The following is a 12976-nucleotide window of genomic DNA, read 5'->3' as shown; positions in this document are numbered from 1 at the left end:
GCGTTGCACAAAGCTTGACAGTTTCTTGACAAGGCAGCGTGGACGCGATCGCATCACCTCCCTTGCGGACGAAGGAGAGATGACTGCCGGTGCGGCTCGCCGTCACGCGCAGGCCCCCACCCGCCCGTCGGCGGCAGCCGGGCATCGTCCTCAGTGAGGATGGCCTGGCGCAGGTCCCGCAGCCGCCGGCTCGGCTCCAGGCCGAGTTCACGGCGCAGCGACGAGCGCAGCCGGTCGAAGGAGGCCAGCGCGTCGGCACCCCGCCCGCTGCCGTACAGCGCGACCATGAATGCCGCCTGCAGGCGGTCACGCCCCGGATGAGTTCGGGCCAGCGCGGTGAGTTCCGGTACGGCTCGCGCGTGCCGGCCCAGACTCAGCTCGACCTCCAGCCGATCCTCGATCACCTGCAGCCGCGACTCCTCCAGACTCATGGCCTCGGGCTCCAGCACGCCATCGGCGAGACCGGCGATGGCCGGCCCGCGCCACAGGTTCTCCGCCCGCAGGAAATACCCGACGGCCTCCGCCGCGCGACCCGCAGCCAGCAACCGCCGAGCCCGGTGGGCCTCGTCGTCGAACCGGGTCCGGTCCAGCTCGCCGGGCTCCACATCCAGCAGGTAACCGCCCGGCCGCCGTACGAGCGAGCGCTCGGGCAGGCCGCCGGCGATGAGCAGGCGGCGCAGGGCCGCGGCGCAGTTGCGGATCTGACTGGCCGCGGTGGCCGGCGGCCGCAGCGGCCACAGGCAGTCGACCAGCCTGTCGGCCGGGACCACCCGGCCGGCCCGCAGCAGCAGCACGGCCAGAATCCGTTGCTGCCGGCGTCCGCCGAGCGACAGGGGCGTTCCTTCGACGGACGCTTCCAGCGGACCGAGGATCCGGAAATCCATGCAATGACCTCCATGCCGACCGCACCCCTCGCACGGCCCGGTCACCAGGTTGCCCAGCACGGGTTGGCGTTTCCTTGGCAGCGTCGTACGGCGTTGCCAACCAACCGGAGCGCCCCCGACGTCAGTCCGCCCTCACCGTCGCGTCGCCCGGACGCCGCTCCCGCCCGGAGCACCATCGGCTATCCGGTCGGGACGCCGACCGGACGGCCGTCGTGCCGTTCCAGCAGGGCCCGGACGACGTCCGCCTCGGAACTACCGAGCGCTTCCAGGATGCCCAGCGCCTCCGGCCAGGCCCGCGAGGAGTCCTCCAGGTGACCCAGGGTGATCAGCGCGCGGGCGCGTACCAGGGGTGCCCCGATCGCCTCCGCGCGATGTGCCGCCTCGCCGGCGAGCCGGGCCGCCTGCACGGCGTCGCCGTCCTTCCGGGCGACCTCGCCCAACGCCGCCAGCGCGTCGATCTCGATCACCGCGGCGCCGGACTGTCGGGCCAGCGTGACCGCCCGCTCCAACGAGGAGCTGGCCAACAGCGGCGTCCCCTCGGCGACGGACGCGGCGAGGCCGACCAGGGCCTCGGCCTCCGTCGCCAACGTGCGCGCCGACCTGGCCCACTCGGCGGCCCGGGTGTACCGGGCCGCCGCGCCGGTGAGGTCGCCGGTCAGCCGGAGCAGGCCCCCCTCGGCGATGTCGATCGACGCCTTGCAGTGCCAGTCGTCGGTACGGTCGGCGAGACGCTGCGCGGCTGCGAGCGCCGACCTCGCCTCCGGCACGTCGCCACGTAGCGTGTGGATCTGGCCGATCCCCGCCAGTGCGTTCGCCTCGATCGAGGCCATGTCGACCTCGTGGGCCGTCCGCACCGCTGCGTGGAGATCGCCCAGGGCGGCCGGGTACTCACCCCGGACGGTGCGCACCAGGCCGAGGTTGGTGAGGATGACCGCCTCGTTGGGTCGTCCGCCGTCCTCCCGGTGGATGACGATGGCGGCGGTGAGTCGCTCGACCGCCAGCCGCAGTCGACCCGCCATGGCGTAGATCGTCCCGAGGTTGCTCGCCATCACCGCGATGCCGTAACGGTGGCGGATCCGCTCGTTGAGCCGCAACGCGTGCTCGAAGCAGGCCGCCGCCGTCGCCAGTTGCCCGAGATCACCGAAGACCGCGCCGAGCGAGCCGGCCGCGGCGGCCTGGCCCTGCGCGTGCCGGGCGCTGCGGAACAGGTGACCCGCCCGTCGTAGGTGCGCGATCGCGACCAGTTGGTTGCCCGTGAGGTGGTACACGTTGCCCAGACTCATGTGTGCCGACGCTCGCAGAGAGGGGTGCGCGTCCCCATTTGACGCGTGCAGCGCCGCCTGCGCCACGAGCAGCCAGTTCAGTGAATTGCGGGTGACCCAAAAGTACGTTCGTAGCTGGTCGGCGAGCAGGGCGGCAGCGGCCCTCGACGTGCCGTCGGCGGCGGCCCTGATCAGCGCCACCATGTTTGACTCCTCGGCCTCGAGCCAGGCCAGTGCCGCGTCACGGTCACCGATGCCGGCGTCACCGGTGGCCAGGCCCGTCGGCAGCTCCAGGCGGACCCGACCCGGCGCCAACAGGTCACCGGCAGCCTGGGCGCGGACCAGGTACCACGCGAACAGGCGCGCGAGGACGGCAGGCGCCTCGGGCCGGCCGGCCTGCTGCGCACTGCGTTGGCCTGCGTAGCGACCCAGCAGGTCGTGCAGCGTGACGCGATCGTCGTCGAAGTCCACCAGGTGCGCCGCGAAAAGTCGGGCCAGCGTCCTGCGGGCCGCGTCCGGGGTTGTCCGCGCCAGGTGTGCGACCGCGTCGACCGACAGACTGAGCCCCGGAACCGTGCCGAGGAGGCGGAACATCCGCTGGGCCTCGCCGGGGAGCCGGGTGTAGGAGAGGTCGAACGCCATCTGCACCGCGACGCTCGGGTCATCGTCGATCGCCAGGGCGGCGACGCTGCGCTGCCGCAACTGCCCCACGTACGCCGACACCGCGAGGTCCGGCTCGTCGTGCAGCAGCGCCGCCGCGATCCGTAGCGCCAGTGGGAGCCGACCGCAGACCTGGGCGAGGTCCCGGATCGCGTCACGATCGGCGGCCCGGGGGTCGGCGCCGAGCAGGACGGTGAGCAGCTCGATCGCGTCCGGTTCCGGGAGCAGTCCGATGGTCAGGCGGTGGGCGTCCTGCTGGGCCACGAGCCCGGTCAGGCGGTCCCGGCTGGTGACCACCACCAGGCTGTCCGCAGACCCGGGCAGCAGCGGCCGCACCTGCTCGGCGTCGAGGGCATTGTCCAGAACGATCAGCAGCCGGCGATCGGCGACGACGGTGCGGTAGAGCGCCGACGCCTCCTCGGGGTCGGCCGGGATGCGTCCCGCCGGCACCCCCAGACCCCGCAGCAGCGCGCCGAGCGCCTCCGCCGACCGCATGGGCCGGCCGGGGGAGTAACCCCGCAGGTTGAGGAAGAGCTGCCCGTCCGGGAAGCGGTCACGGACGCTGTGCGCCCACCGGATGGCGGTCGCCGTCTTTCCGACACCCGCCGTGCCGACGACCGCGGAGAGGATCAGGACCTGCGGCGCTGCCGCGTCGGCGAGCAGGCGGTCGAGCTGACGCGACTCGGCGTCGCGGCCGACGAAGTGTCCCGGCGGCAGCGGTAGCTGCGCCGGCCCGCCGGAAGACGTGGGCGTGGCGTCCGAGGGTGCGGTGGCGCGCGACAGCTTGCGGTACGTCGCCTGGATCTGCTCTCCGGGCGCGACACCGAGGTCGGTGGCGAGCCGATCTGTGAGGGCGTCGTAGGCCGCGATGGCCTCGCCGCGACGACCGATCCCGTGCAGGGCCAGCATCAGCAGCTCGACCGGGCGCTCGCGGGTCGGCGCCTCACTGATCAGCTCGTGCAGCGGCGCCAGTATCTCCCGGTGCTGGCCGGCGTCGAGGCGGGCGCCGAGCAGCTCTTCCTGCGCGGTCAGTCGTGCCTCGTCGAGATCCGGGAAGAGACGGCCCCGCTGGGCGTCGTCGAAGACGTCGGCCAGGGCGGCGCCCCGCCACAGACCGAGCGCGCTACTGAGCATCGCGATGCGCTGATCGGCATCGGTGACGCCCCTGCTTTGCGTCACCAGGGCGGTGAACCGGTGCACGTCGACCCGCTCTGCCTGGATTTCCAGCGCGTAGCTGTTGGGCCGGGCGAGCAACGCGGGCTCCGTCGACCGGCCCAGCTCCAGCGTGGACCGCAGGTGCGAGATCATGGCCTGCAGGCCCGCTCGTGCCTGGGCCGGAGGCCGATCTTCCCAGAGCAGGTCGATGAGTCGCTCCGCCGAATGGAACTGGCCCGGTCGTATCGCGAGGATGGCGAGCAGCCGTCGCTCCTGACGGCGTCGGACGGGCACCACCCGTCCGTCGATGACCGCCTCGACGGGGCCAAGCAGTCGCAGCTCCACAGCCGCAGGCTAACAAGGCACACTGACGTCGACGGAGGGCTATATGTCTATGTGGGACGCACCCGGCGGCCAGCTCCCCGGGTGGCGCAAGCCGACGCGGATGACGGATCTCAGGGCCCCCGCGCCGCCGGGGGACCCAGACGTCCGCCTGCCGTTCAGCTGATCCAGGGGGTGCACGTCCAGGCGCCGCCGTTGAGGTTGAAGCAGGCCTGGTGCTCGTCGGAGGAGTCGAGATCCTCCAGCATGTTGGTCCACACCCCGCCGTTGGTGGAGAGGAACTGCTTGCTGAGGCTGCCCGTGTACCAGTAGCCGTAGGACGACCACACCCGGCGCTCGATGCGAACGGTGAACGTGGCACCCGCGTAGCGGACGTACTGGTCGTTCTGCAGGCGTGCCCAGGCCGCTCTGCAGCCGGGCGACTTCACCACGACGATGCCGAGTCCGCTGTCGTAGCCGCCGCCGGTCCAGCCGTACCGGGTGCCGCTGCATTGACCGTTGGGATCGACGTTGTGACAGCCGGTGCCCGAACACGCGGCCAGCGCCGGCGACACCGGTACCGCGGCGGCGACCATGCCGAATCCCATGAACGCCACCAGGGCGATCAGCGTTCGTGCCAGGCGATGCGTCCGGACCTTCGCTACCTTCATGCTGTTCTCCTCAATCGTGCTGCATGTCGTGGAGGTGATCCTTCGGCGTCGCCGCATCGTGGCCGCATCGTCAGGTCATCCGCGTCGCGTCGCGTCGCGCCGCCATCGCCGTCTGCGGCGGGCACCGCGGAGCCTCAGGAGAGGAACGAGGGGCTCGCGGTACCGCCGGTTTCGCCGGGGGTACGCCGTGCCGTGACGCCGGAGCGGCACGTCCACGATGACCTCGTGATGCGCCGACGGTGTGCGCGGTTCCGACACTGCATCGATCCCGAGCATCCTGGAGGATCCGCAGTGTCAACATCACCGTCCCGCCCCGCGCTGCCGCGCGGGCTCAGCCCCGGCGCCGCCCGTCGCGGCCTCACTGCCGCGCTCGCCGCCGCGTCGCTCGTCGCCAGCGGTCTCGTGGCGCTTCCCGCGCCGGCCGCCGCGGCGCCGGACCCGCCCCCGAAGGATGCGGCGTTCACCGCGGTACCGCCCGGCCAGCGGGACTCGACCCTCAAGCAGGGCTGGCGGACGTCGCAGGATCGGGCGTGGACCCTCTCCGGCGACATGACCGGTCTGCATGTGCTCGTGGCGTCGGCGGCCTCCGGTTACAGCTGGACGACCGCGGCGACGCTGAGCGAGCCGGGGCTGGAGACCGACCAGTGGATCGGCAACGGCTGCCTCACCGAGTCGGGCCGGCGGCTGGTCGTCACGTACGCGCCGCGCGCCTACACCAACAAGCCCGACCTGTTCGACCGCGGCGCCTTCGTGGCGGTCGTGGACCTCAAGAACCAGTCCGTCCGGAAGGTGGCCGCGCACGCGTCTCTCGCGTACTTCAGCCCCGGCTGCGGTACCGGTGAGAACGTCGTGTTGAGCACCTTCACCGGCGGCGACACCGGCTCCGGCAAGACCCGCCTGACGCAGCTCGATGCCGCGACCGGCTCCGTGGCACCGCCGATCCAGGTCGCGGGCCAGCTCACCTCGGCGCTACCGGTCGCGGGCAGGGTCATCGCCGCCGACAACGGCGCGCTGGTCAAGGTCGACGGCAAGGGCCGCCGGTCGGCTGTCGCGAGGACCACCGGCGTACCGTTCCGGCTGGCGGCCAACGGCGACGGCGTCGTGTACATGGATGCCGACAGCAAGGCCGGCCGGGTGAAGCGGACCGTCGTGCGGTCCGGCGCGACGGCCACGCTGGCCGAGGGCGGCACGACCGACATGAACGTGGTCAAGGGCGCGGGCGGTCGGGTCGGCATCACCGGTACCCCCGGCAGGACGCACAAACTGCCCACGGGTGTCGCGAAGCTCGACGCGACCGTGCAGGCGGAGATGTCCAGTCAGGGTGACCTGCTGCTGGACGACATCAAGTGGACGACCGACCCGCGGGCGGCGCAGGCCGCGGACGACCGCCGCGGACGGTCGCTCCTCATGAAGGCCAAGGTGCCGGCGACCGGTCGCAGCGTGAACTTCGCGGTCGCGCCGACCACGCCGACGTCGGGCGACGCCGGCGCTCGGGCGAACCCGAGGACGCCGGAGCGGGCCCGGTCGACACCGGGTGCCACGACGCTGGCGACACCGCTGCACGACCCGGTCGACACGGCCGCCTGGTGCGCGATCCCCCGCAACGACGTGCGGGTACAGGTGTACCAGCCGCGCGCCCGGGAGATCGAGTGGGTCGTCGACATGGCGGTGCAGGACTCGCTGATCCTCAACCGGGGCAACAACTTCAACCAGTCCGGCCTGCCCGGCTACAACGTCGCACAGTGGTTCCCGATGCGGCCGCTCAACGGCGGCGGCCACGTGCCCGCGCAGATCATGCTCGGCATCCTCGCCCAGGAGTCGAACCTGTGGCAGGCATCGCCGCACGTGCTGCCGGGCGAGTTCGGCAACCCGCTCATCGGCAACTACTACGGGCTCGACATCTACGACGCCGACACGAGCGACGACTGGGCGATTCGCTGGGACAAGTCCGACTGCGGCTACGGCGTCGGGCAGGTCACCGACGGTATGCGCAAGGCCGGGTTTCAGAAGCCGAACGAGGTCCCGCTGCCGTACAACCAGCAGTTGGCCATCGCCGTGGACTTCGCCGCGAACATCTCCCAGTCGTTGCGGATCCTGCAGGACAAGTGGAACCAGGTCCACGCGTACAACATGAAGGTCAACGGCGGCGACCCGAAGTACATCGAGAGCTGGTTCTTCGCGGTGTGGGCCTACAACACCGGGTTCTACGAGCCGCAGGGAAGCACGGACGGGCCGTGGGGCGTCGGCTGGGCAAACAACCCGGTCAATCCGCGGTACCCGGCGAACCGCAAGGCGTTCCTGGAGGAGACCTACGACGACGCGCGGCACCCGAGCCAATGGCCGTACCCGGAAAAGATCATGGGTTGGGCCGGACACCCGCTCAACGCGATCGAGAAGCCGGACACCTACACCGACGGCTACCGGTACGCGTGGTGGAGCACGAACGACGGGCGGGCGCGGGTGAAGCCGCACCTTCAGACGTTCTGCGACCAGTCCAACGACTGCTACTACGGCAACAACCTCCCGCCGACGGCGCCGGACGTGATCGACGAGCCGGCCGGCCCGTGCCACCACGTGAACGTCATCGGCGAACGGGACCTCAAGTGCTGGTACAACCGGTCGGCGGACTGGAAACCGGGCTGTCTGGACTGTGGGAACGCCGCCATCAGGTACGACCCCGGCTGGGCGTATCCGGCCGCCGGGGTGAGTTACTACCCGAGCTGCGGCACCGAACTGCCGGCGAACGCGCTCGTGGTCGACGATGTGATCAACGAAGTCGTCAGCCCTCGTCGTGACGAGGCCGGTTGGCTCTGCTCCAGACGAACGAACAGCGGCACGTTCACGCACGGGTTCGCCGGCGAGACGCAGAACGGCACGCTCCAGTACCCGGGCAAGATCGACCTGCATCAGGTCGGCGGCGGGTACGGCGCGCACTACTGGTTCACACACACCCGCGAGCCGGGCAGCAACCTCTACGTCAGCGGAACGTGGGCGCTGGACCGGACGGTGAACGGCTGGATGCGGGTCATGGTCCACATTCCCGATCACCTCGGTACCACGCAGCAGGCGGCGTACAAGATCACGACAAAGAACGGCGTGGTCAAGACCCGCATGGTCCAGCAGCGCGGGTACGCGAACCGGTGGGTCGCGCTCGGCGTGTTCGAGTTCAACAACGCCCCGACGGTGGAGCTGACCAACACGGTGGCGGACCTGACTCCCGAGGAGCTGGCGCAGTTGCGTGACGATGTGCCGGCCAGCGGGCAGGGCGACCTGGCGCTGGGTCGGCCGCAGGAGAACGTGGCCTTCGACGCGGCGGCGTTCATCCCGCTGCCGGGCAAGCCGCAGCACCAGGTGGTGGCGCTCGGCGACTCGTTCTCGTCGGGCGAGGGCGCCTCGCCAACGAACGGATCGGACTACTACCGCGAGTCGGACAACAACAGCAAGAACGCCTACCGCAACGGCTGCCACCGCTCGAAGAACGCGTGGTCACGCAAGGCGGTGCTACCCGGGTCGTCCACGCCGATCGGGCTGCGGGCGGACATCACGAGCCAACAGCACGACGTCAACATGGACTATCACCTGATCGCCTGCTCGGGCGCGGAGACGGAGAACATCCTGCCCCTGCGTACCGTCAGCAACGAGCCCCGCAACGCCGACGGTCAACGGGGCATGGGCCAGTACCTGGAGACGTCCCAGCTCGACAAGGGCTACCTGGACGAGAACACCACGCTCGTCACGATCTCGATCGGCGGCAACGACGCGAGGTTCGGCCCGGTGGTCAAGGAGTGCCTCGTCATGGCCGGCCCACTGGACTGCTTCAAGGCGAAACTGTCGGGCGAGACGGACACCGTGGACGTGTCGACCCGGCGCCGCATCGCCGACGCGGTTCCGCGGTCGAACACGAAGGTGCTGGAGGAAATTCACAAGAAGGCGCCGAACGCCAAGATCATGCTCATGGGATACCCGAAGCTCGTCGAGATCGGCGGCGACCCGACCTGCAGCCTCAAGCTCGTCCTCAGCGACGAGGAGCGGGTGTGGCTCACCGAGATGAGCGTGCTGCTGCGTGACGAGCAGCTGGACGTCGTCGACGACTTCAACACCGCGCACGGCGCGACGATCACGTACTACTCCGACCCGATTGACGAGTTCGCGGGCAAGTCGGTCTGCGGCTCGCCGGCCGGCATCCACGGGGTCGTGACGGAAAAGTCGCCGGGTGACACCCCGGACGGCCCGACATCGACGCAGTCCTTCCACCCCAACAGCCCGACCGGTGTCAGCCTCTTCGCGCAGTCGATGAACTTCACGGTCGCGCAGATGTATCCGTGACGAAAGCTTCACGATCCCGGAGCCCGGGCAGCCGTCGGCTGCCCGGGCTCCGGCTCCGCTCGTGCTCCGCGCCGATGACGGACCGTCCCGCCCGCTGTTCCTGCTCATTTGGCCGGCGCGCGGGTCAGCTCCTTCGTACCGTGGCGCCGGCTCGAATCGCCCGCGGTATCTCGGCGACGTCGTCGACACGATCCAACAGCGTGGCAAGTTCGTCCTCGGACGCGGGTGAGCTCACTTCGACCCGGTAGGTGATGCCGCTCGATATCCACGTCTGGGTGTCGAAACCTCCCTCGGCCGATACCCGTACCCCGTCGATCCGGATGCCGAGTACGCCTGCCTCCCGATAGATGTCGTTCAGGACGCAGCCAGCCGCAGCGAGGTGCAACAGGTGCGCCCCGGTGAAGTCCGCCTCGACCGTGACGCCCTCAGGTGTCCAGCGATGAGGGAACCCGACCGCACCACCGTCATCAGATCTGAACGAACCGGCGCCGACCACGACCGCGAATCTCTCCACCGGTTGCTCCCGTCCGCCGTGCCTGAACCGACCGGCTCATTGTTGCCCGTCACCAGCGCCGCCACCAGATACCGCGACATTCGCCTCTGCCGCTGACAAGGGGCGGCGGGCCGGCTAGGGACCGGGAGGACGCCGTTTCGAGCCCGGTCGGCGGAGGCGGTAGGGCCGCGTCTCTTCATGTCGAAGTAGGGGGGGTTCGTATCCCTAGCCGGTTCAGCGGACCATCCCGGTTGGCTACTGTGCCTGGCGCCGTTTTCCTGTCGCCTTGTGTTGATCGTGACGGGTATCGTGGCCGGGCCGGCCGCGGGACTTCGGTGCGACTTCCGGAACCGACGGGCCAGCGAGAGTTCCAGTCCGGAGCCGCGGCGCAGCGACTGTCGTTGGCGTTCCTGCACGAGTACGTATTGAGCAATTATCGCGACCTGTATGCCGCGACCCTGGCCATGGACATCAACCACCTCAATACCGCGATGGTGGTGGCGAACCTGCTCCGCACCGTCGCGGGAGGCCAGCGACCAGCAGCGCGCCGTGGAGGGGCGACTGGTCGCGGCGCGACTGCGGTCGCTGCCGCCACAGCGGGTGTACGGAGTGTTCCGCGAGCTACGCCGACTGGGGATCAACAACCGGCGTACCCGCGCGATCGTACGTGACTGGGTGGCGGCCCGCCCGGATCCGGCTTTCGACGCGGTCAAGTACCGCCGGTCGTTCTCGGTCGCGGCCCAGCACGCCCATCTGCCACTTCCCGGCGAGGTCGGTACGGTCCTGTTCGACTGGCGTGGCCCGAGGCGTTACGAGACACCGATCCTGGAGGCGTGGCGACGTTCCCACTACGAGCAGCGGGCCTTGTACGAACTGCCGTACACGGTCGCGGAGGGACTGGCCGCCCAGCACGGCATCAACCGGTCCCGGTTCCTGTCCGGCATCGGCCGAAGCTCACCGACGGCGAACGGCTCCGGCTGCAGGCGACCGGGGTACGGCACAACGTCGAGGCGCTCGCCGTGGACCTCGCCACCGCACCCCTGACGCGTCGACGGCACCCGGATCGCCACCGTCGCCGACCTGCGTGCCCAGCTGGCCCAGGCGGACGCCGAGTGGACGGCCCTGCACACGGACATGGCCGAAGGCCTGCTCGCCGCCGCGCGTCTCACGTTCACTCCAGTGCAACGGATGGGCCGCTTCACCCTGGCCCGTTTCCTGCCCGCCTTCGACCCCGACATCATCGTCGTCCACCGTCGGCGCACCTGTGCGGCCAATGGGTGATGTTGGTCTGGCGGAGACCTCTCTTCTGCTCGTCGGCGATCGGAGAGCAAAGGACCTGATTGCGGCCCACCGCCCTTGAGACCACTCCTATGACCGCCCCTGATTCAGTAGACTCGTGGTCCGACCAGACTAGGTGGCGATTTGACAACGTCTATGGGTCATCCTGGAGGCGGCAGGCGTGGCTGAGTCAGCGCAGACCGCTCGCCGTGACGGCGATGAGCTGCGAGCCCAGGTCGGTCCACTGCGTATACAGATCCTTGGCTCGTTGCGGCTGTGGCGCGACGGCGTCGAACTGAACGCCGGGCCCAGACAGCAGGCGCAGATGCTGGCCCTCTTGGCGGCTTGTGTGGACCAACCGGTCAGTACGGGAGATCTGATCGATCTGATCTGGGCTGGCGACGCCCCCGCCAGCGCGCTCAACGTGATCCAGAAGTATGTCGGTGCACTGCGGCGGTTGCTCGAACCCGCTGTGCCGGTGCGGTCACCCGGCAGTTATCTGCACCGCCACGGTAACGGGTACGTGTTCACCGCCGGGCCTGATGTGCTGGACCTTGCGGCGTTCCGGAAGCTCATCGATGCCGCTCACGCCGCGCTCGCCCGACAAACTCCCGACCTGGCGCTCGACTGTTATGTCGAGGCGCTCGATCTGTGGAAGGGCCGGGCGGGGGGTGGGCTTGCCACGGGTCCGGCAACTCCGGTGCTGGCCGCTCTCGACGACGAATTTCACAGGGTGTGCACGACGGCCGTCGAACTGGCCGTGTCATTGCGCCAGCCGGAGCGGGTCCTCCTGCCGCTTCGGTTGGCCGCGTCGATGGCATTGTTCCATGAGCCGGTTCAGGCCAGTCTCATTACCGCGCTTGGCGCGGCTGGGCGACAGGCGGAAGCGCTGTCGACATTTCACGCGGTCCGTGACCGCCTCGCCGAGGAGCTCGGCATCGACCCCAGTGCGCTGCTACAGGCCGCGTACCTGCAAGTACTGTCCGGCCCCCCGACCAGTGCGAGCGTCGGGCAGGAAGGCGATTCTGCGCTCGCGGCGCAGGCCGGGGTGGCTGAGCCAGGCGAGGGCACGCCCGAGGAGGACGACATATCGCCGCACGCCCCTCGCCCCGACATCATGGAGCCCGCGGTGCCGCGCGTGATGGCAGCCCGAGCCCGTCCCGGCAGAGTGCCACGTCAGTTGCCGACCGATGTCAGTCGGTTCGTGGGTCGCGCGCTCCCGCTCAAGCGGCTGGATCACCTGCTCTCCGATGGCACGGACGCTTCGGCGTTGATGGCGGCGGCGACCATTGTCGGAATGGCGGGCGTGGGCAAGACCTCGCTGGCAGTGCATTGGGCCCATTCGGTGGCGGGGAGGTTCCCGGACGGCCAGCTCTACGTCAATCTGCGGGGCTTCGACCCGACTGGAGCGGTCGCACGGCCCGACGAGGTCCTACGAGGGTTCCTGACTGCCCTGGGCGCGCCCGCGCCGGGTCAGTCCGCGACATTGGAGAGCCTCGTCGCCCAGTTTCGCAGCGAAATGACCGGCCGCCGGGTACTCGTCGTCCTCGACAATGCTCGGGACGCCAGCCAGGTCCGGCCGTTGTTGCCGAACACCTCAGACAGCTTCGTCGTGGTGACCAGCCGTGACCAGCTCACCGGACTTGTCGCCCTGGACGGCGCTGAACCGATAGCCATTGATGTGCTCGATCCGGGTGAGGCTCACGAGCTGCTCACACGCCGGCTCGGATCTGCGCGGCTCTCGGCGGAGCCGGACGCCGTCACGGAGCTCATCACCCGTTGTGGGCGTCTCCCGCTCGCGCTCGCGGTCACTGCGGCTCGGGCAGCGGTGCAGTCCAAACTCCCCCTGTGGGCCTGCCCCGTTTTGACGGACATCCGAGATCAGGGGACCTGGGGTCTCCGGGAGGATGTCCAGCATCATGGAGA

General features: G+C 69.9%; 8 protein-coding genes. 4 read left to right on the top strand and 4 right to left on the bottom strand.

Going from position 1 to position 12976, the window contains the following annotated elements; genetic code table 11:
• Positions 1 to 53: 53 nt before the first annotated feature.
• From ACLQ25_RS11700 to ACLQ25_RS11690, 3 genes are all read right to left on the bottom strand, one after another.
• Positions 54 to 884 (bottom strand): AfsR/SARP family transcriptional regulator, encoded by an 831-nt coding sequence (locus tag ACLQ25_RS11700; protein WP_425730899.1) that lies wholly within the window; start codon positions 882 to 884, stop codon positions 54 to 56.
• Positions 885 to 1063: 179 nt separating this feature from the next.
• Entirely contained in the window at positions 1064 to 4306 is a 3243-nt protein-coding gene (locus ACLQ25_RS11695) for a BTAD domain-containing putative transcriptional regulator (protein ID WP_425730898.1), read from the bottom strand.
• Between the two features lie 155 nt (positions 4307 to 4461).
• A complete protein-coding gene (locus tag ACLQ25_RS11690; RefSeq protein WP_425730897.1) occupies positions 4462 to 4953 on the bottom strand; it encodes a hypothetical protein in 492 nt (163 codons plus the stop codon).
• A 291-nt stretch (positions 4954 to 5244) separates the two neighbouring features.
• Between ACLQ25_RS11690 and ACLQ25_RS11685 the strand changes: the two genes are divergently transcribed.
• Entirely contained in the window at positions 5245 to 9279 is a 4035-nt protein-coding gene (locus ACLQ25_RS11685; protein WP_425730896.1) for a hypothetical protein, read from the top strand.
• A gap of 124 nt (positions 9280 to 9403) precedes the next feature.
• On the opposite strand, the gene ACLQ25_RS11680 is transcribed toward ACLQ25_RS11685, so the two are convergent.
• Positions 9404 to 9775 carry an OsmC family protein gene (locus ACLQ25_RS11680; protein ID WP_425730895.1) on the bottom strand — a complete coding sequence of 124 codons (372 nt, stop codon included), beginning with the start codon at positions 9773 to 9775 and terminating at the stop codon, positions 9404 to 9406.
• A 546-nt stretch (positions 9776 to 10321) separates the two neighbouring features.
• Here ACLQ25_RS11680 and ACLQ25_RS11675 point away from each other — a divergent pair.
• The 3 genes from ACLQ25_RS11675 to ACLQ25_RS11665 all read left to right on the top strand — a co-directional run.
• Positions 10322 to 10816 carry a hypothetical protein gene (locus tag ACLQ25_RS11675; RefSeq protein ID WP_425730894.1) on the top strand — a complete coding sequence of 165 codons (495 nt, stop codon included), beginning with the start codon at positions 10322 to 10324 and terminating at the stop codon, positions 10814 to 10816.
• A 90-nt stretch (positions 10817 to 10906) separates the two neighbouring features.
• A complete protein-coding gene (locus tag ACLQ25_RS11670) occupies positions 10907 to 11053 on the top strand; it encodes a hypothetical protein (RefSeq protein WP_425730893.1) in 147 nt (48 codons plus the stop codon).
• Positions 11054 to 11231: 178 nt separating this feature from the next.
• A partial coding sequence (locus tag ACLQ25_RS11665; protein ID WP_425730892.1) for a BTAD domain-containing putative transcriptional regulator occupies positions 11232 to 12976 on the top strand: 1745 nt, incomplete at its 3' end.

The organism is Micromonospora sp. DT44, assembly GCF_049841635.1.
Classification (GTDB): Bacteria; Actinomycetota; Actinomycetes; order Mycobacteriales; family Micromonosporaceae; genus Micromonospora.
This window is presented reverse-complemented; position numbering and strand designations above follow the sequence as displayed.

What these genes read in the sequence shown, in the direction of transcription:
- ACLQ25_RS11670 (WP_425730893.1), top strand. Translation starts at nt 10,907, where the DNA reads ATGGCCGAAGGCCTGCTCGCCGCCGCGCGTCTCACGTTCACTCCAGTG.
- ACLQ25_RS11700 (WP_425730899.1), bottom strand. Translation starts at nt 884, where the DNA reads ATGGATTTCCGGATCCTCGGTCCGCTGGAAGCGTCCGTCGAAGGAACG.
- ACLQ25_RS11690 (WP_425730897.1), bottom strand. Translation starts at nt 4,953, where the DNA reads ATGAAGGTAGCGAAGGTCCGGACGCATCGCCTGGCACGAACGCTGATC.